The 15,795-nt window shown below is 53.8% G+C and carries 15 protein-coding genes; 4 read left to right on the forward strand and 11 right to left on the reverse strand.

The window, feature by feature from the left end; all coding sequences use genetic code 11:
- Nucleotides 1–73: 73 nt before the first annotated feature.
- The 11 genes from K5E19_RS13855 to thpR all read right to left on the reverse strand — a co-directional run bounded on the left by K5E19_RS13855 (nucleotide 74) and on the right by thpR (nucleotide 8,887).
- Entirely contained in the window at nucleotides 74–817 is a 744-nt protein-coding gene (locus K5E19_RS13855) for a fimbrial chaperone (RefSeq protein WP_221551726.1), read from the reverse strand.
- 85 nt (nucleotides 818–902) lie between these two features.
- Complete coding sequence (locus tag K5E19_RS13860; RefSeq protein WP_221551727.1) at nucleotides 903–1,517, reverse strand: fimbrial protein; 615 nt, start codon at nucleotides 1,515–1,517, stop codon at nucleotides 903–905.
- Nucleotides 1,518–1,952: 435 nt separating this feature from the next.
- The gene (gene panD / locus K5E19_RS13865) at nucleotides 1,953–2,333 is read right to left on the reverse strand and encodes an aspartate 1-decarboxylase (RefSeq protein ID WP_006810068.1); all 381 of its coding nucleotides are present in this window, start codon (nucleotides 2,331–2,333) and stop codon (nucleotides 1,953–1,955) included.
- A gap of 31 nt (nucleotides 2,334–2,364) precedes the next feature.
- Nucleotides 2,365–3,216, reverse strand: a complete 852-nt coding sequence (gene panC, locus K5E19_RS13870) for a pantoate--beta-alanine ligase (protein WP_221551728.1) — start codon at nucleotides 3,214–3,216, stop codon at nucleotides 2,365–2,367.
- A gap of 11 nt (nucleotides 3,217–3,227) precedes the next feature.
- Complete coding sequence (gene panB, locus K5E19_RS13875; protein WP_221551729.1) at nucleotides 3,228–4,019, reverse strand: 3-methyl-2-oxobutanoate hydroxymethyltransferase; 792 nt, start codon at nucleotides 4,017–4,019, stop codon at nucleotides 3,228–3,230.
- 123 nt (nucleotides 4,020–4,142) lie between these two features.
- Entirely contained in the window at nucleotides 4,143–4,622 is a 480-nt protein-coding gene (gene folK, locus K5E19_RS13880) for a 2-amino-4-hydroxy-6-hydroxymethyldihydropteridine diphosphokinase (protein WP_221551730.1), read from the reverse strand.
- Complete coding sequence (gene pcnB / locus K5E19_RS13885; protein WP_221551791.1) at nucleotides 4,619–6,016, reverse strand: polynucleotide adenylyltransferase PcnB; 1,398 nt, start codon at nucleotides 6,014–6,016, stop codon at nucleotides 4,619–4,621. Before pcnB ends, folK begins: the two co-directional genes overlap by 4 nt.
- 42 nt (nucleotides 6,017–6,058) lie before the next feature.
- Nucleotides 6,059–6,949 (reverse strand): tRNA glutamyl-Q(34) synthetase GluQRS, encoded by an 891-nt coding sequence (gene gluQRS, locus K5E19_RS13890; protein ID WP_221551731.1) that lies wholly within the window; start codon nucleotides 6,947–6,949, stop codon nucleotides 6,059–6,061.
- A gap of 57 nt (nucleotides 6,950–7,006) precedes the next feature.
- A complete protein-coding gene (gene dksA / locus K5E19_RS13895) occupies nucleotides 7,007–7,462 on the reverse strand; it encodes an RNA polymerase-binding protein DksA (protein WP_001155232.1) in 456 nt (151 codons plus the stop codon).
- A 176-nt stretch (nucleotides 7,463–7,638) separates the two neighbouring features.
- Complete coding sequence (gene sfsA / locus K5E19_RS13900; protein ID WP_221551732.1) at nucleotides 7,639–8,343, reverse strand: DNA/RNA nuclease SfsA; 705 nt, start codon at nucleotides 8,341–8,343, stop codon at nucleotides 7,639–7,641.
- Nucleotides 8,333–8,887 (reverse strand): RNA 2',3'-cyclic phosphodiesterase, encoded by a 555-nt coding sequence (gene thpR / locus K5E19_RS13905; protein ID WP_221551733.1) that lies wholly within the window; start codon nucleotides 8,885–8,887, stop codon nucleotides 8,333–8,335. Before thpR ends, sfsA begins: the two co-directional genes overlap by 11 nt.
- Before the next feature lie 73 nt (nucleotides 8,888–8,960).
- On the opposite strand from thpR, the gene hrpB reads away from it, so the two are divergent.
- The 4 genes from hrpB to K5E19_RS13925 all read left to right on the forward strand — a co-directional run bounded on the left by hrpB (nucleotide 8,961) and on the right by K5E19_RS13925 (nucleotide 15,775).
- Nucleotides 8,961–11,390, forward strand: coding sequence for an ATP-dependent helicase HrpB (gene hrpB, locus K5E19_RS13910; protein WP_221551734.1), 2,430 nt, complete (start codon nucleotides 8,961–8,963; stop codon nucleotides 11,388–11,390).
- A gap of 189 nt (nucleotides 11,391–11,579) precedes the next feature.
- The gene (gene mrcB / locus K5E19_RS13915; protein WP_211449817.1) at nucleotides 11,580–14,102 is read left to right on the forward strand and encodes a bifunctional glycosyl transferase/transpeptidase; all 2,523 of its coding nucleotides are present in this window, start codon (nucleotides 11,580–11,582) and stop codon (nucleotides 14,100–14,102) included.
- Nucleotides 14,103–14,446: 344 nt separating this feature from the next.
- Nucleotides 14,447–15,019 (forward strand): fimbrial protein, encoded by a 573-nt coding sequence (locus K5E19_RS13920; protein ID WP_221551736.1) that lies wholly within the window; start codon nucleotides 14,447–14,449, stop codon nucleotides 15,017–15,019.
- 42 nt (nucleotides 15,020–15,061) lie between these two features.
- Nucleotides 15,062–15,775, forward strand: coding sequence for a molecular chaperone (locus tag K5E19_RS13925; RefSeq protein ID WP_221551738.1), 714 nt, complete (start codon nucleotides 15,062–15,064; stop codon nucleotides 15,773–15,775).
- Nucleotides 15,776–15,795: the final 20 nt, after the last annotated feature.

Here is a 15,795-nt window from a genome sequence, read left to right on the forward strand (position 1 = left end):
TCCAAATAAATCGTCGTTTAAATGCTTAAAACATCCAAACGTTTATATTTATAATATGGTTGTGTTGTGGCTATTAATTAACTTTGGCTTCGAAAGTATCTGAACCGCCATTGTCATTAATGGTTTCGTAGGAGACAGAACCGGCAGCAGCAGTATTTAATCCTTTTACCGGCATAGCCTGAGTGCTAAACGGTAAAATGGATTTATGTTCAACCTGATATACTTTCCCACCTGATTTCAGCGTGACGTTCGAAATAGAGACGTTATAAGGTGAGTCGTTACGGGCAACAAGATTATAGGCATTACCTTGTTTCTGCTGTGACCACATGACTTTAGATGCTGCATCCCCTGGCGTACCTTTTAGGCCATCAGGACGGAAAAAAAGCTTAATGCGTGTACGGAATGCCAGCTGGAGCTGGTTTGGGCTTTCCCCCTCTTTTAGTTTTGATTTTGGTGGGATTTCAAGTACGTTGAACCAGAATAAAGATTCACGATCTTGCGGTAATGCGCCGCCCAAATAGGAGATGCGAACGGACTGACCTTTTTGTGGATCGATTCTGGATACGGGTGGCGTAATAATAAACGGTAACTTTAATTCTTGTGGGTTGGTATTATCACGACCATCATCAAGCCATGATTGTACCAGCAGTGGTTTTTTACCGCGGTTGTCTAAAGAGACAATGACATCTTTCTGCGACTGCTCATAAACAATACGCGTCCCGGAAATAACGATATCAGCACTTGCCTGAAATGACGTGAAAACAGCGGCAGAAAGACATGCTGCTTTTATTCCTTTATACAATGCCTTGCTTAACATTTTTCCATTTCCACTGGAATGATATTTGATAATCCCCCGACAGACGTCAGGGGATGGACTATGTATTCAAACTATGAACTTAAAATTATTCGTAAATCATAGTGAAGGCTGCTTGAGCCTGAACAACACCAGCAGATACCGGGTTGGTGGTTGTATTCCAGTTCTGACCCTGGGTATAAGCTACACGGTAGTACAATGCGCCTGCGCCAGTTGCGTCAACAGTGGCTCTCTGAGTGTTGTTCGCCTGATCCAGTTTGATCTGATCGGTAGCGGAGTTGCCATCGTTTGACAGCACCAGGTTGACGTTTTTAGCTGCGCCCTGGGTGTTTGCTGGTGGAACCAGCAGGCCGCCGGAAGTTGAAGTAGAACCCGCCCATGAATCGAACTGAGCAGACGCTTTCTTAACGGTAAGAGGATCACAGCCAGTCAGCGTCAGAGCGAATTTCTTTTCGCCCAGGGTGCTGGTGGTGCCCAGTTCAGCGGCGAAATCTTTAACAAATACGGTGTCCAGGTTAACGTCGAAATCATTACCATCCTGGTCAATTTTCTGATCCAGAGACACTTTACAGGTATTGTTAGAAACCATACCGTGGAAAGTTACAGTACCTGTATCAGAAGGAACAGGGTCGGCTGCCATTGCTGAAATTGAACCTGTTGCCATAAAGATAATAGAAGCAGTTAGAAGCGTTTTCTTAAACATTTTAAATCCATTTTAATGAAGTTTTTAAATGAAGTCGTGTTTCAATGAAACGAGACTAACTATATTTAGTTTTATTTTTCTGTATAACAATTTGTCATTAATCTATTTTGTAAGATAACTAAAACTTGTTGTTTTTTGGTTTAAAAACAGCATGTTAAGTTCAGCGTGTGCAGGTTTTGAAATAACCGTAACTGGACGAAATTACTTGTCTTAGGTATAATTTTTAAATCTTCAGGAAAAGTAATAAAACAATATTATTTATTGTGATTCTATGAAAAAATCAGGGTTTATATTATTTATATGATGGAGTGAATGAAGGCTGGTTATTTATACTAATATGTATGTATAAATAATTATTAAGGGCGCATGAAAAGATAATAATGATAAGAACATCGGGAGGAGGGGCTGTTGCTGGCGCAAACAACCCCTGAAGTATCAGGCAACCTGAACAGGAATTGCCTTAGCGGTACGTTTCATGTCGTTGTCGCCTTCAAAGTAGGCGACTTTTGGCTGCCAGCGACGCGCTTCTTCGTCGGACATCATGACGAAGCTGGCGATGATGACAATATCGCCCACGTCAGCGCAGTGCGCCGCCGCGCCGTTAACAGAGATGATTTTAGAACCGCGCTCGGCGGCAATCGCATAGGTTGAGAAGCGCTTGCCGTTATTCACGTTCCAGATATCAATGGCTTCGTTTTCCAGAATACCCGCCGCGTCGAGAAAATCCTGATCGATCGCGCAGGAGCCTTCGTAGTGCAGGTCTGCCTGAGTGACTTTCACACGGTGAAGCTTACCTTGCAGCATTTTGCGAATCATTACGTTTACCTTCAATTATCAAGGGCGAAAACTACGCCAGCTCAACCACTTTATTATCTATCAGACGAGCCTGACCAAGCCATGCCGCCACCAGAATGACCGCACGTTTACTGGTCTCTGAAAGCTCCAGAAGCGTGTCTGCATCTCGGATTTGTATATCATCAGCGCGGAAACCTTTGTCGTTCAGCGCCTGTTCAGCAAGAGCAATAATCTCTTCCGCCGTTAACTCTTTTGCCAGAAGCTGCTCCGCCATCGTGTTCATAACCTTGCTTAAGCCCGGCGCGATTTTACGCTGGTCAGCGGTCAGGTAGCCATTACGGGAGCTGAGCGCCAGGCCATCTTTGGCTCGCACAATCGGCACGCCGACGATCTCGATGTCATAGCCCATATCGGCGACCATCTTGCGGATCAGCGCCAGCTGCTGGAAATCTTTCTCACCGAAGCAGGCAACGTCCGGCTGCACCAGGTTGAACAGCTTGCTGACGATGGTTGAAACGCCACGGAAGTGTCCTGGGCGGCTGGCCCCTTCCAGCATGGTCGAAATACTGGGAACATCCACGTACGTTGCTTCGTCTGTGCCCTGCGGGTAGACATCCGCCGGGGCAGGAGAGAAGACGATATCCGCATGGCGCTTTTTGAGCTTCTCGCAGTCTTCCTGCAGGGTGCGCGGGTAGCGCGCCAGATCGTCTGCGCGGTCAAACTGCATTGGGTTAACGAAGATACTGACCACCACGATATCTGCACGCGCTCTCGCTTCGTCGACCAGCTTCATGTGGCCATCGTGCAGGTTGCCCATGGTGGGAACCAGAGCAATACGTTTACCTTCCTGACGCGCACGACGGATGTGCTGGCGCAGCAGCGGCAGGGTTTCAATGATTAGCACAACAAGACTCCTTAATGGAAACTGTGTTCTTCGCCCGGATATACGCCGGACTCAACCTCGGCAATATACTGCCGCACCGCAGCACGCATGTCGCCTGCTTCAGTCAGGAAATTTTTGGCAAATTTAGGAATGTGCCCGCCGGTAATACCAAAGGCGTCATGCATCACCAGAATCTGACCATCAGTGACGTTACCCGCGCCAATACCAATCACAGGAATGGAGAGGGCTTCGGTGATGCGTTCCGCCAGTTCAACCGGGACGCACTCCAGCACCAACAGCTGCGCGCCTGCGGCTTCCAGCGCCAGGGCATCATCAAACAGCGTCTGGGCGGCGTCACCGCGGCCCTGCACCTTATAGCCGCCAAAGATGTTCACTGACTGTGGCGTAAGACCCAGGTGTCCGCAGACCGGCACTGCGCGCTCGGTGAGCATTTTCACCGTCTCCACAAGCCAGGCACCACCTTCGATTTTGACCATATTGGCCCCGGCACGCATCACCGCCGCCGCATTGTCGAAGGCCTGCTCGGGCGTGGCGTAAGCCATGAACGGCAGATCGGAAAGCAGCAGGCAGGCAGGCGCACCCCGGCGCACGGCGCGGGTGTGGTAGGCAATATCGTCGACCGTCACTGGCAGCGTGGAATCATGTCCTTGTACCGTCATCCCTAACGAGTCCCCGACCAGCATGACGTTGATACCTTCTTCAGCAAACAATTTGGCGAAGCTGTAGTCGTACGCGGTGATGGTGGCGAAGCGTTTTTTTTCCTGTTTGCATTTCTGCAGTAAGGAGATGGTGGTTGGTTTCATACTGTTTCCTGGTAACCCAAAAACGAATCTTTGCGCATTCTAACAGTAACATTGGAGGGAACAATGATTTTAGGTAACCGATTAACCATAATTATTTGATGGTTAATCGGCAATAAAACAGGTTTACCAGCAGGCGGGTTTTTCCGCGCGGATGCTTTCCAGCACGGCCTTCAGAGAGAGGCCGTCGGGGAAGATAAGATCGGGGGCAACTTCAAACAGCGGCCAGAGCATAAAACCGCGGTTTTTCATGTCGTAATGCGGAACGGTGAGGCGTTCGGTATTGATTATCTCGTTGCCAAACAGCATCAGGTCGAGGTCGAGCGTGCGCGGCCCCCAGCGTTCGGCTTTGCGTACGCGACCCTGCTGCAGCTCAATACGCTGGGTATTATCCAGCAGCGTTTCGGCATCCAGGGTCGTGTCGAGCACAACGGCGGCGTTCAGGTAATCAGGCTGATCCTGCGGGCCCAGCGGTGGCGTGCGGTAGAAAGAGGAGACCGCCACGACGCGGCTTTGCGGGATCTCCCCCAGTGCCTGAACGGCAGCGTTAACCTGCTCCAGCGGAGAGGCCAGATTGCTGCCGATGGCGATATAGGCGAGGGTCACGCTGAGCCTTCGCGACGCGGTGCGCGTTTGCGCGGGCGACGGTGACGACGACGCGGTTCTGGCTCTTCATCCAGATTGGTCAGCATTCCTTTTTGCTCGGGCGGTGCTGAAACCTGGAATTCACCCCACCACTGCGCCAGACGCTGCAGTTCCTGGTTCTTTTCAATTTCAGCGCGCAGTGCCAGCAGGTCGAACGCGGCGCGGAATTTCGGATGCTCCATCAGCTTCCAGGCGCGTTTGCCCTGGCGACGGGACATGCGCAGCTGAAGCTGCCAGATGTCGCGCACCAGCGTGGTGATACGTTTTGGGATCGCGAGCGTACGACAGGCTTCATCCAGCACGTCGTTTGCCGCCAGCGCAAAGGCATCGTAATAGGCCAGACCGCTTTCCTGCGCGATCCTCTGCGCTGCTTCCAGCAGGGGATACCAGAACATTGCGGCAAATAGGAATGCCGGGTTCACACGCATGTCATTCTGGATGCGGGTGTCGGTATTCTTCAGCACCTGCGCAATGATGCGTTCCATCGGGCTGTCACCGTTTTCGGTGAAGCAGCGCGTAATGGTCGGGAAGAGGGGCTGGAACAGGCTGTATTCGCGCAGCAGGGTGTAGGTTTCATATCCGTAACCCGCCTGCAGCAGCTTCAGCGCCTCTTCAAACAGGCGAGCAGGTGGAACGTCGTTGATCAGGGTGGCCAGACGCGGGATCGGCTCGGCGGTTTCCGGGCTGATGCGCATATTTAATTTGGCCGCGAAACGCACGGCGCGAAGCATACGCACAGGGTCTTCGCGGTAGCGGGTTTCCGGCGTGCCAATCAGGCGAATCAGGCCTTCTTTCAGGTCCTGCATACCGCCAACGTAATCCCGTACGGTGAAATCCGCCACGCTGTAGTAAAGGCTGTTGATGGTGAAATCGCGGCGCTGGGCATCTTCTTCAATGGATCCGAAGATGTTATCACGCAGCAGCATGCCGTTCTGGCCCTGCTGGGACGTCGTGCGATCGGATACGCCCGCTTCGTGATGGCCACGGAATGTCGCCACTTCGATGATTTCCGGACCAAACATGACGTGCGCAAGGCGGAAACGGCGGCCAACAAGACGGCAGTTACGGAATAATTTGCGTACCTGCTCTGGCGTGGCGCTGGTCGTCACGTCGAAATCTTTCGGTTTTTTGCCCAGCAGTAAATCACGCACCCCACCGCCAACGAGATAGGCCTCGTAGCCTGCTTTATTCAGACGATAGAGCACCTTGAGGGCATTTTCACTGATATCTTTGCGGGAAATAGTGTGCTGCTCACGCGGAATAACCGACATGCGGTTTTGCGCAATAGCGTCGTTAGCCATGCTCTCTTCGCGGCTTAGCACTTTACGGCAAAAATTAGCGACTCGGGTAAAAATAGTACACCTCGTAGTGTGTTTTGTTATGAAAAAAGCGGCTAATCATAGCTCAGCGCAACGCATTTGAGAATGCTGGATTTTTGGCACGGCCTCGAGCGTCCAGTGGGCGACGGCCAGATCCAGCAGTTCGTCAATACGCAGATCCTGCCATTCGTTGGTTACATTTTGGTTGAGAAACCGCAGCGCGTCGATCAAAACAGGGCGCGGATCGCCGTCTGGAAGGGCGGGCGCGTGGTTCTGCTTTGACAATTTAAAGCCCTGCGCATTGACCGCCAGCGGCAGATGAATGTAGTCCGGTGTCGTCCAGCCAAACTGGTGATAAAGCGATATTTGTCGCACGGTCGGTTCAACCAGGTCTGCCCCGCGCACAATTTCCGTCACGCCCTGGAAATGATCGTCGACGACCACCGCCAGGTTATAGGCAAACAGGCCGTCACGGCGGTGAATAATAAAATCCTCACATGCCAGACGTTCATCAGCATGAATCTCTCCGGAGAGGAGATCGGTAAAGCGCGTCACCGGGGAACGCTGCCGTATACGCACGGCGGCATTTTCCGGACCGTGGTTCAGCGTGCGGCAGTGGCCGTCGTAGACGCCACCTACGCTCTGGATACGCGCGCGGGTGCAGGTACAGTAATAAGACAGCCCTTGTTCATAGAGCCACGCCAGACGTTCCCGATAGGCATCATGGCGTTGTGACTGCCAAAGCACTTCGTCGTCCCAGTGAAGACCGTAATGTTCCAGCTGACGCAGAATCGTTTCTGCTGCACCGGGAACTTCACGCGGAGGATCAATATCTTCAATGCGAACGAGCCATTTTCCCTGGCGGGCGCGAGCCTGCAGGTAGCTGCCGAGCGCGGCAATTAACGAGCCGAAGTGTAATTCACCGGAGGGAGATGGCGCGAAGCGCCCAATATAGTGTGATTCAGACATATCAACAGTAACAAGGCGGGAGAGACTCCCGCCTTTGTAGTAGTTAGAGGGGTGGCATTAGCCAGCCATCTGTTTTTCGCGGATTTCGGCCAGCGTTTTACAGTCGATACACAGATCGGCGGTTGGACGCGCTTCCAGGCGACGAATGCCGATTTCAACACCGCAGGATTCGCAGTAGCCAAAATCTTCGTCTTCGACTTTTTTCAGCGTTTTCTCGATCTTTTTGATCAGTTTGCGTTCGCGGTCACGGTTACGCAGTTCGAGGCTGAACTCTTCTTCCTGAGCGGCACGGTCTACCGGATCCGGGAAGTTTGCAGCTTCATCCTGCATATGTGTAACGGTGCGATCGACTTCATCCCTGAGTTGATTACGCCATGCTTCAAGAATACGCTTGAAGTGCGACAGCTGGGCTTCGTTCATATACTCTTCGCCCGGTTTCTCTTGATACGGCTCCACCCCAGCGATGGCGAGAATACTCAGGGACGATGTTTTACGGTTTTGCCCTTCTTGCATGTTGCTTCTCCTTAACACGCACTATCGATCCCCGTGTTGGGGGAAAAATCAGGTCGCTATAAATAGCAGATGCTTTTCCGTATGGCAATTATCTAAACGTAACACTTGACAAGCCTGTGAGGAAAAGCGTATTTGCGCACGCGGCCAGAACACATAATAGTCAATCGTCTATTCCCTTATAAGACAATGGGAAGAGAGGATCTCAGAGTCATATTATCGGCAGAAAGTTCCGCTTTATAAGCGAAAACCTCCACCCCCTGCTTTTGTGCCTCATTCAACAATTGCGCGTATTTAGGATCGATATGGCGGGCGGGGGAGAATCGTTCAATGGCTGAATGCAAAACCGCAAACAGCAACACGGCGCGTTTGCCCGCCGCCGCTACACTCATTAGCTCTCGCAGGTGCTTCTGGCCACGCAGCGTTACCGCATCCGGAAAGTAGCCATTTTCCTGTTCCGCTAACGTCACTGATTTTACTTCAATATAGCACTCAGGCCGTTCTTCCGCCTGTAGCATAAAGTCAATTCTGCTGCCTTCATCGCCATACTTCACTTCGCTTTTTTGCACGTTGTAGCCTACCAGTTCAGGGAGGGCATTATTTGTCAGCGCTTCCTTCACTAATTGGTTTGCACGCAATGTATTAACGCATATAAACGCCCCGTTTTGCGTCTCGGTCATTTCCCAGGTATGGGGATATTTGCGTTTAGTATTTTCTGATGTGGAATACCAGACCTTGTCACCCGGCGTCGCGCAACCGGTCATCGCACCGGTGTTGGGGCAGTGCAGGGTGAGCTGTTCACCTTCGGGCGTGATCACGTCGGCGAGAAAGCGTTTGTAACGCTGGACAAGCGTGGCGTGCTGTAGAGCAGGACTAAACTTCATCAGATTTCCTTAGTGCGTCACCCAACGACCAGCGCTGTAGCGGCGTGTAGCGGGTGCGTCCCCGTGCAAAGACAGATTCATAAAGCGCAAATTCGGTCACCGGAAAGGCCCAGTGAAAGCCCGGTGGCGGAATGGCAACGGCATGACCGGCATCGCGCAGCAATGTGATATGTGGATGAAACGGCTGCGGGCTTTGGTAACAGCCGCTGCGTGCGGCCTGGGCGCGCAGCATATTTGCCAGCTGTAACAACCCGCGCGGCGGCTGGCGCGTGCCCAGCCAGACCACGCGTGAGCGTAACCACTGACCGGCATCGTCAAGATGCAGCGTAAACCCCGGCTGGGAAATGCGTCCGGCCATCGTGGCTAACGCGCGCTGTTTATCCGCGCTTACCTCGCCCAGAAAGGCCAGCGTCAGGTGCATATTCGCCGCCGCAACAGGACGACCGGTCTCCGAAGGGAAGTGTTCCGCGCGCCAGCGGACGATTTGCCGCTGAAGCGTGGCGGGAAGTTCAATGGCGAAAAACAGTCGTTTCGACTCAGACATACGGAGGACTCGGTAATGATATGCGCCGATGCTACAATGTACGCCGACTAATGTTAACCCTCTGGAGCTGTTAGTGTCCTCATTGCCGGTCGCCGCCGTCCTTCCTGAGCTTCTCGCTGCCCTCAACGATGCCCCGCAGGTTTTGCTGAATGCCCCAACGGGGGCGGGTAAATCCACCTGGCTGCCGCTGCAAATCCTCAACGAGGGGAATATCAGCGGGAAAATTATCCTGCTTGAGCCGCGCCGACTGGCTGCCCGTAATGTGGCGCAGCGCCTGGCGGAACTGCTCAATGAAAAACCGGGCGAGACGGTAGGCTACCGGATGCGTGCAGATACCTGCGTCGGCCCTGCGACGCGCCTTGAAGTGGTGACTGAGGGCATTCTCACCCGTATGCTGCAAAACGATCCTGAGCTGACGGGCATCGGGCTGGTGATCCTGGATGAATTTCACGAGCGCAGCCTGCAGGCAGATTTAGCGCTGGCGCTGCTGCTGGACGTGCAGCAGGGGCTGCGCGACGATCTCCGGCTGCTGATTATGTCCGCAACGCTGGATAACGAGCGGCTGCAGCAGGTATTGCCCGACGCTCCTGTCATCAGCTCAGAAGGACGCGCATTTCCGGTTGCACGTCGCTATCAGTCGCTTCCCGCCCATCAGCGTTTTGATGAGGCCGTCGCTATTGCGACGGCAGAGCTGCTGCGCCAGGAACCCGGTTCGCTGCTGCTGTTTTTGCCTGGCGTCGGTGAAATCCAGCGCGTGCAGGAGCAGCTTTCCTCCCGCGTAGGCGGCGATGTGCTGCTTTGCCCGCTCTACGGCGCACTGTCGCTACAGGAGCAGCGTAAAGCCATTCTTCCGGCGCCAACGGGGCAGCGCAAGGTGGTGCTGGCAACCAACATTGCTGAAACCAGTTTGACCATCGAAGGCATTCGTCTGGTGGTCGATAGCGCGCAGGAGAGGGTGGCAAGCTTTGACCCGCGCACCGGGCTCACCAAACTGCTTACGCAGCGCGTCAGCCAGGCATCGATGGTGCAGCGTGCGGGCCGTGCGGGGCGTCTTGAGCCGGGCATCTGCCTGCATTTAACGAGCGCAGAGCAGGCGGAACGCGCGGCGCAGCAAAGTACGCCGGAAATTTTACAAAGTGATTTGTCTGGCCTGGTGATGGATCTGCTGCTGTGGGGCTGCCCGAACCCTGAACAGCTCACCTGGCTTAATCCTCCGCCTGTCGTGAACCTCACCGCTGCGCGCAACCTGCTGACCCAGCTTGGCGCGCTGGAAGGCGAGCGTCTGACGGCGCGCGGTCAGAAAATGGCGGCGCTGGGCAACGATCCGCGCCTGGCTGCGATGCTGGTGTCGGCGCAGGGCGACGACGAAATTGCTACGGCGGCAAAACTGGCGGCTATTCTTGAGGAGCCGCCGCGCGGTGGCAGCAGCGATCTGGCGCAGGCGTTTTCGCGCAATCAGGGGAACTGGCAGCAGCGGGCGCAGCAGCTTTGCCGGCGACTCAATAGCCGTGGAGGATCGCCTGACACTGAATATATCGCCTCTCTTCTTGCGCAGGCGTACCCGGACCGGATCGCCCGCCGTCGCGGACTGGACGGACGCTATCAGCTGGCAAACGGCATGGGGGCGATGCTGGACAGCGATGACGCCCTGACGCGCCATGAATGGCTGGTTGCACCGCTATTACTGCAGGGAAGCCATTCCCCGGACGCGCGTATTTTACAGGCAATTGCCATTGATATTGACGCCCTGACGCGCAGCTGCCCGCAATTGCTCCAGCAGTCTGATATCGTTGAGTGGGATGATAACCAGGGCACGCTGAAGGCGTTTCGCCGTAGCCAGATCGGTAAGCTGACGTTAGGTACAAAGCCGCTGGCGAAGCCGTCGGAAGAAGAACTTCATCAGGCCATGCTGAACGGTATTCGGGAAAAAGGGCTAAGCGTTTTGAACTGGACGCCGGAGGCCGAGCAGTACCGCATTCGGCTGCACTGTGCCGCATGCTGGCTGCCGGAGCACGACTGGCCGACGGTTGATGATGAGACGCTGCTGGCTTCCCTGGAGGATTGGCTGCTGCCGCAAATGAGTGGCGTACATTCCCTCAGGGCGCTGAAAGCGCTCGATGTTAAGGCCGCGTTACAGAATTTACTGGACTGGTCATTACGTCAACGTCTGGATAGTGAACTGCCAGGGCATTACACTGTGCCGACCGGAAGCCGGATTGCCATTCGTTATCACGAAGATAATCCTCCGGCGCTGGCGGTAAGGATGCAGGAGATGTTTGGTGAGGCCACCACGCCGTCCATTGCGGAAGGGCGCGTTTCTCTGGTGCTCGAACTGCTGTCCCCTGCGCATCGCCCGTTGCAGATCACTCGCGACCTTGGGGCGTTTTGGGCGGGGAGCTACCGTGAAGTGCAAAAAGAGATGAAAGGGCGGTATCCCAAACACGTGTGGCCGGACGACCCGGCAAATACGGCGCCGACACGGCGGACGAAGAAGTATTCGTGAGTTAGGTGAAAGAGGGGAGTGCGGCCTGATGCCCTCACCCCAGCCCTCTCCCACAGGGAGAGGGAGAAAACACTAAAGACTTTCCTGAAAGGAAAGTCTTGCTGTTTATTTTGAGAGATTTCTTCTTTCATAGACCTGTGAAAGATAAGAAAATCTGGCCTTTGCGCCTGAATGTTGCGGAGAAAAAGCATGGCGGGGAATGACCGCGAGCCAATAGGACGTAAGGGAAAGCCAACGCGTCCGGCGAAAGAAAAGGTGAGCCGTCGTCGCCTCAGAGATGAGGAGTATGACGATGACTACGAAGACGATTATGAGGATGATGAGCCAATGCCGCGTAAAGGGAAAGGCAAAGGGCGGAAGCCTCGTGGTAAGCGCGGCTGGTTCTGGCTGCTGCTGAAGCTGTTTATTGTTTTTGTCGTGCTGATCGCGATCTACGGCGTGTATCTGGATCAGAAGATCCGCAGCCGTATTGACGGGAAAGTCTGGCAGCTACCTGCGGCAGTCTATGGCCGTATGGTGAACCTTGAGCCGGATATGTCCATCAGCAAGAACGAGATGGTCAAACTGCTGCAGGCCACACAGTATCGTCAGGTCACGAAGATGACGCGCCCGGGCGAGTTTACGGTGCAGGCGAAGAGCATTGAGATGATCCGTCGTCCGTTTGACTTCCCGGACAGCAAAGAAGGGCAGGTGCGCGCGCGTCTGACCTTCGACGGCGATCGTCTGGAAACGATCGAGAACATGGATAACGACCGCCAGTTCGGTTTCTTCCGCCTCGATCCACGTCTGATCACCATGCTTTCGTCGGCCAATGGCGAGCAGCGTCTGTTCGTGGCGCGTAACGGCTTCCCGGACCTGCTGGTAGATACCCTGCTGGCAACCGAAGACCGTCACTTCTACGAGCACGACGGCATTAGCCTCTACTCGATTGGTCGTGCGGTGCTGGCGAACCTGACCGCCGGACGTACCGTGCAGGGGGCAAGTACCCTGACCCAGCAGCTGGTGAAGAACCTGTTCCTCTCCAGCGAGCGCTCCTACTGGCGTAAAGCCAACGAAGCGTACATGGCCGTGCTGATGGATGCCCGTTACAGCAAGGATCGTATCCTGGAGCTGTACATGAACGAGGTGTACCTCGGTCAGAGCGGTGATAACGAAATCCGCGGCTTCCCGCTGGCGAGCCTGTACTACTTTGGCCGTCCGGTGGAAGAGCTGAGTCTCGACCAGCAGGCGCTGCTGGTGGGCATGGTGAAAGGGGCGTCCATTTATAACCCGTGGCGTAACCCGAAACTGGCGCTGGAGCGTCGTAACCTGGTGTTGCGTCTGCTGCAACAACAGCAGGTGATCGACCAGGAGCTGTACGACATGCTGAGCGCGCGTCCACTCGGCGTTCAGCCGCGCGGCGGCGTAATCTCTCCGCAGCCTGCGTTTATGCAGATGGTACGTCAGGAGCTGCAGTCTAAGCTCGGTGATAAGGTGAAAGATCTCTCCGGCGTGAAGATCTTTACCACGTTCGACTCCGTGGCGCAGGACGCGGCGGAAAAAGCGGCCGTTGAGGGCATTCCAGCGCTGAAGAAACAGCGCAAGCTGAGCGATCTGGAAACCGCGATGGTGGTGGTTGACCGTAACACCGGTGAAGTACGCGCCATGGTGGGCGGCGCTGAGCCGCAGTTTGCGGGTTATAACCGTGCGATGCAGGCGCGTCGTTCAATTGGTTCTCTGGCAAAACCGGCGACCTATCTCACCGCGCTGAGCCAGCCGAACCAGTATCGTCTGAATACCTGGATCGCCGATGCACCGATCTCCCTTCGCCAGCCAAACGGTCAGGTGTGGTCTCCGCAGAACGATGATAAACAGTTCAGCGGTCAGGTGATGTTGGTGGATGCGTTAACGCGTTCCATGAACGTCCCAACCGTTAACCTTGGCATGGCGCTGGGCCTGCCTGCTATCACCGATACCTGGCAGAAGCTGGGCGTGCCGAAAGATCAGCTGCATCCGGTCCCGGCGATGATTCTGGGTGCGCTTAACCTGACGCCAATCGAAGTGGCGCAGGCGTTCCAGACCATCGCCAGCGGCGGTAACCGTGCACAGCTTTCTGCGCTGCGCTCTGTCATTGCCGAAGACGGTTCCGTGCTTTATCAAAGCTTCCCGCAGGCGGAGCGTGCTGTTCCTGCGCAGGCGGCGTATATGACGCTATGGACCATGCAGCAGGTTGTGCAGCGTGGTACCGGGCGTCAGCTGGGGGCGAAATACCCGGGTCTGCATCTGGCGGGTAAAACAGGTACCACCAACAACAACGTCGATACCTGGTTTGCGGGCATTGATGGCCGTGAAGTGGTGATCACCTGGGTAGGCCGCGATAACAACCAGCCGACCAAACTGTACGGTGCGAGCGGGGCGATGTCGATTTACCAGCGTTATCTGGCGAATCAGTCCCCGGTGCCGCTGAACCTTGTTGCGCCGGAAGATATCGTTGATATGGGCGTTGATGGATCCGGTAACTTTATCTGCGGCGGCGGTATGCGCACGCTGCCGGTCTGGACAACCAATCCAGACTCGCTGTGCCAGCAGAGCCAGCCAGAACAGCCAACGGGCAATCCGTTCGATCAGTCTTCACAACCTCAGCAGCCGCAGCAACAGCCGCAGCAGCAAAATGAGAAGAAAGACAGCGATGGCGTCGCGGGTTGGATTAAGGATATGTTTGGCGGGAACTAATTAGTTTCCTGAATAAAAAGCCGCTTTATTATAAAGCGGCTTTTTTTTGTTTTTTTACAATTTGTAATTTATTAATAAAATTAAATCCAGAGTTTAGAATTTTTAAGTTATTGTATTTCTCATGCAAAACATACAGTTGGGATGTATTGTATTTTATTCCCCTTTGTACACGCTGGACACACTGAAGAATAATCTGATTTAATCCTCTCAAGGAAATTCATTGCGCTCATAGAATATCTCATTGGTAGATATATTGTTGTGAGCGGCGTAAAAATTTGCATAACATTCTGACGCTCGTTATTTAGCGGGAATGGATGTCTACATTGGTATATAAGGATATTATCATGAATAAATATGTTGTTTCTTCTTTCCTGGCCGGAAGCCTTATGGCTGCGGTGTCTCTGCCTGTATTCGCATCGAACGATTCCGGTACGGTGAACTTCGCCGGAAAAATTGTTGCAGATACCTGCGAAATTAACGTTGATGGCTCAGGCACCAACGCATCAACCGTCACGTTCGCGGATACCTATCCTTCGGACTATAGCGGTGATGGTACCGTAGGGACATCTAAAGCCTTCAAGATTGAAGTGACAAAATGTGACCCGCTGGTCGCCAAACTGAACCTCAAGTTCAGCGGCACAACGACAGATGCCGCGTACAAGCGTTTGAAGAACGATCTCTCCGGCGCAGGTAATGCTGCCAACGTTGGCATCATTGTCAGCAATGATAACGGCACCAAAGGTGATGTGGTCTTCGACGGCTCAGTACCGGATGCAGGAACCGATGTAACAAACGACCCGACGGGCGCAGCGGCTTCTGTCTTTAACTACACCGCGAAAGTGATTCAGGTAGGTACTACCGCGCCAACCGCGGGTCATTACTCCTCATCTGCCACGTTTGAGGTTGTCTATCGCTAAGCAATTATTGGCAGCCTGAACGGCTGCCTTCTGGAACGCTGTATGAAGACGTTATTTAAATTGTTATGTGGTTGTTTAATTATTTCTTGCTGTTCAGTGCAGGCCAGCGTTGTTCTCGGTGGTACGCGAATTATTTATCCATCGAATAAATCTGAAGTACAAATCGCACTTAAAAATAAAGATCCTCATACGCGTTATCTGGTGCAAAGCTGGGTCAGTTATCCCAATGATGCAAAGGCTCCCTTTATTATTACGCCGCCTGTCTATAAGTTGCAGGAAAATCGTCAGACGCTGTTACACGTTATTTTTACCGGCGATAAAAACAGCCTGCCGGCAGACCGTGAATCACTGTTTCTGGCGAACGTGAAATCCGTCTCTGCTCTCTCTCCCGATCTGAAAGAGAAAAACACGCTGCAGTTCGCAATGAAAACGCGCCTGAAGCTTTTCTGGCGTCCTGCTCAGCTAAAGGAAGCCGATGCGCTGGGGGCGTATGAAAAAATTACGTTCCATCGAGAGGGTGGCACGTTAATCGCAAACAACCCTACGCCTTTTTACGTCTCTTTTGGCGAACTGGCCGTTGGCGGGAAAAGTGTACCGGTGAAAGAGACCAAAACTACGCCGGGTGCCATTTCAATGATGGTGGCGCCGTTTAGCAAGCAGAGTTTCGCGCTACCCAAAGCGGCAAATGGCCCGGTGACCTGGACGGCTATTAATGATTTCGGCGCCCAGACCCCTCAACGCAAGCAGGCTCTTTAAAACGATCATGTTGGTACGTT

Origin of the sequence: Enterobacter sp. RIT637 (assembly GCF_019718755.1) — a bacterium.
Classification (GTDB): domain Bacteria; phylum Pseudomonadota; class Gammaproteobacteria; order Enterobacterales; family Enterobacteriaceae; genus Enterobacter.

Bases quoted from the DNA above. Each gene is read 5' to 3' on its own strand.
- panB (WP_221551729.1), bottom strand. From the start codon at position 4,019: ATGAAACCAACCACCATCTCCTTACTGCAGAAATGCAAACAGGAAAAA.
- K5E19_RS13920 (WP_221551736.1), top strand. From the start codon at position 14,447: ATGAATAAATATGTTGTTTCTTCTTTCCTGGCCGGAAGCCTTATGGCT.
- gluQRS (WP_221551731.1), bottom strand. From the start codon at position 6,949: ATGTCTGAATCACACTATATTGGGCGCTTCGCGCCATCTCCCTCCGGT.
- mrcB (WP_211449817.1), top strand. From the start codon at position 11,580: ATGGCGGGGAATGACCGCGAGCCAATAGGACGTAAGGGAAAGCCAACG.
- K5E19_RS13925 (WP_221551738.1), top strand. From the start codon at position 15,062: ATGAAGACGTTATTTAAATTGTTATGTGGTTGTTTAATTATTTCTTGC.
- panD (WP_006810068.1), bottom strand. From the start codon at position 2,333: ATGATTCGCAAAATGCTGCAAGGTAAGCTTCACCGTGTGAAAGTCACT.
- sfsA (WP_221551732.1), bottom strand. From the start codon at position 8,343: ATGAAGTTTAGTCCTGCTCTACAGCACGCCACGCTTGTCCAGCGTTAC.
- K5E19_RS13855 (WP_221551726.1), bottom strand. From the start codon at position 817: ATGTTAAGCAAGGCATTGTATAAAGGAATAAAAGCAGCATGTCTTTCT.
- thpR (WP_221551733.1), bottom strand. From the start codon at position 8,887: ATGTCTGAGTCGAAACGACTGTTTTTCGCCATTGAACTTCCCGCCACG.
- K5E19_RS13860 (WP_221551727.1), bottom strand. From the start codon at position 1,517: ATGTTTAAGAAAACGCTTCTAACTGCTTCTATTATCTTTATGGCAACA.
- dksA (WP_001155232.1), bottom strand. From the start codon at position 7,462: ATGCAAGAAGGGCAAAACCGTAAAACATCGTCCCTGAGTATTCTCGCC.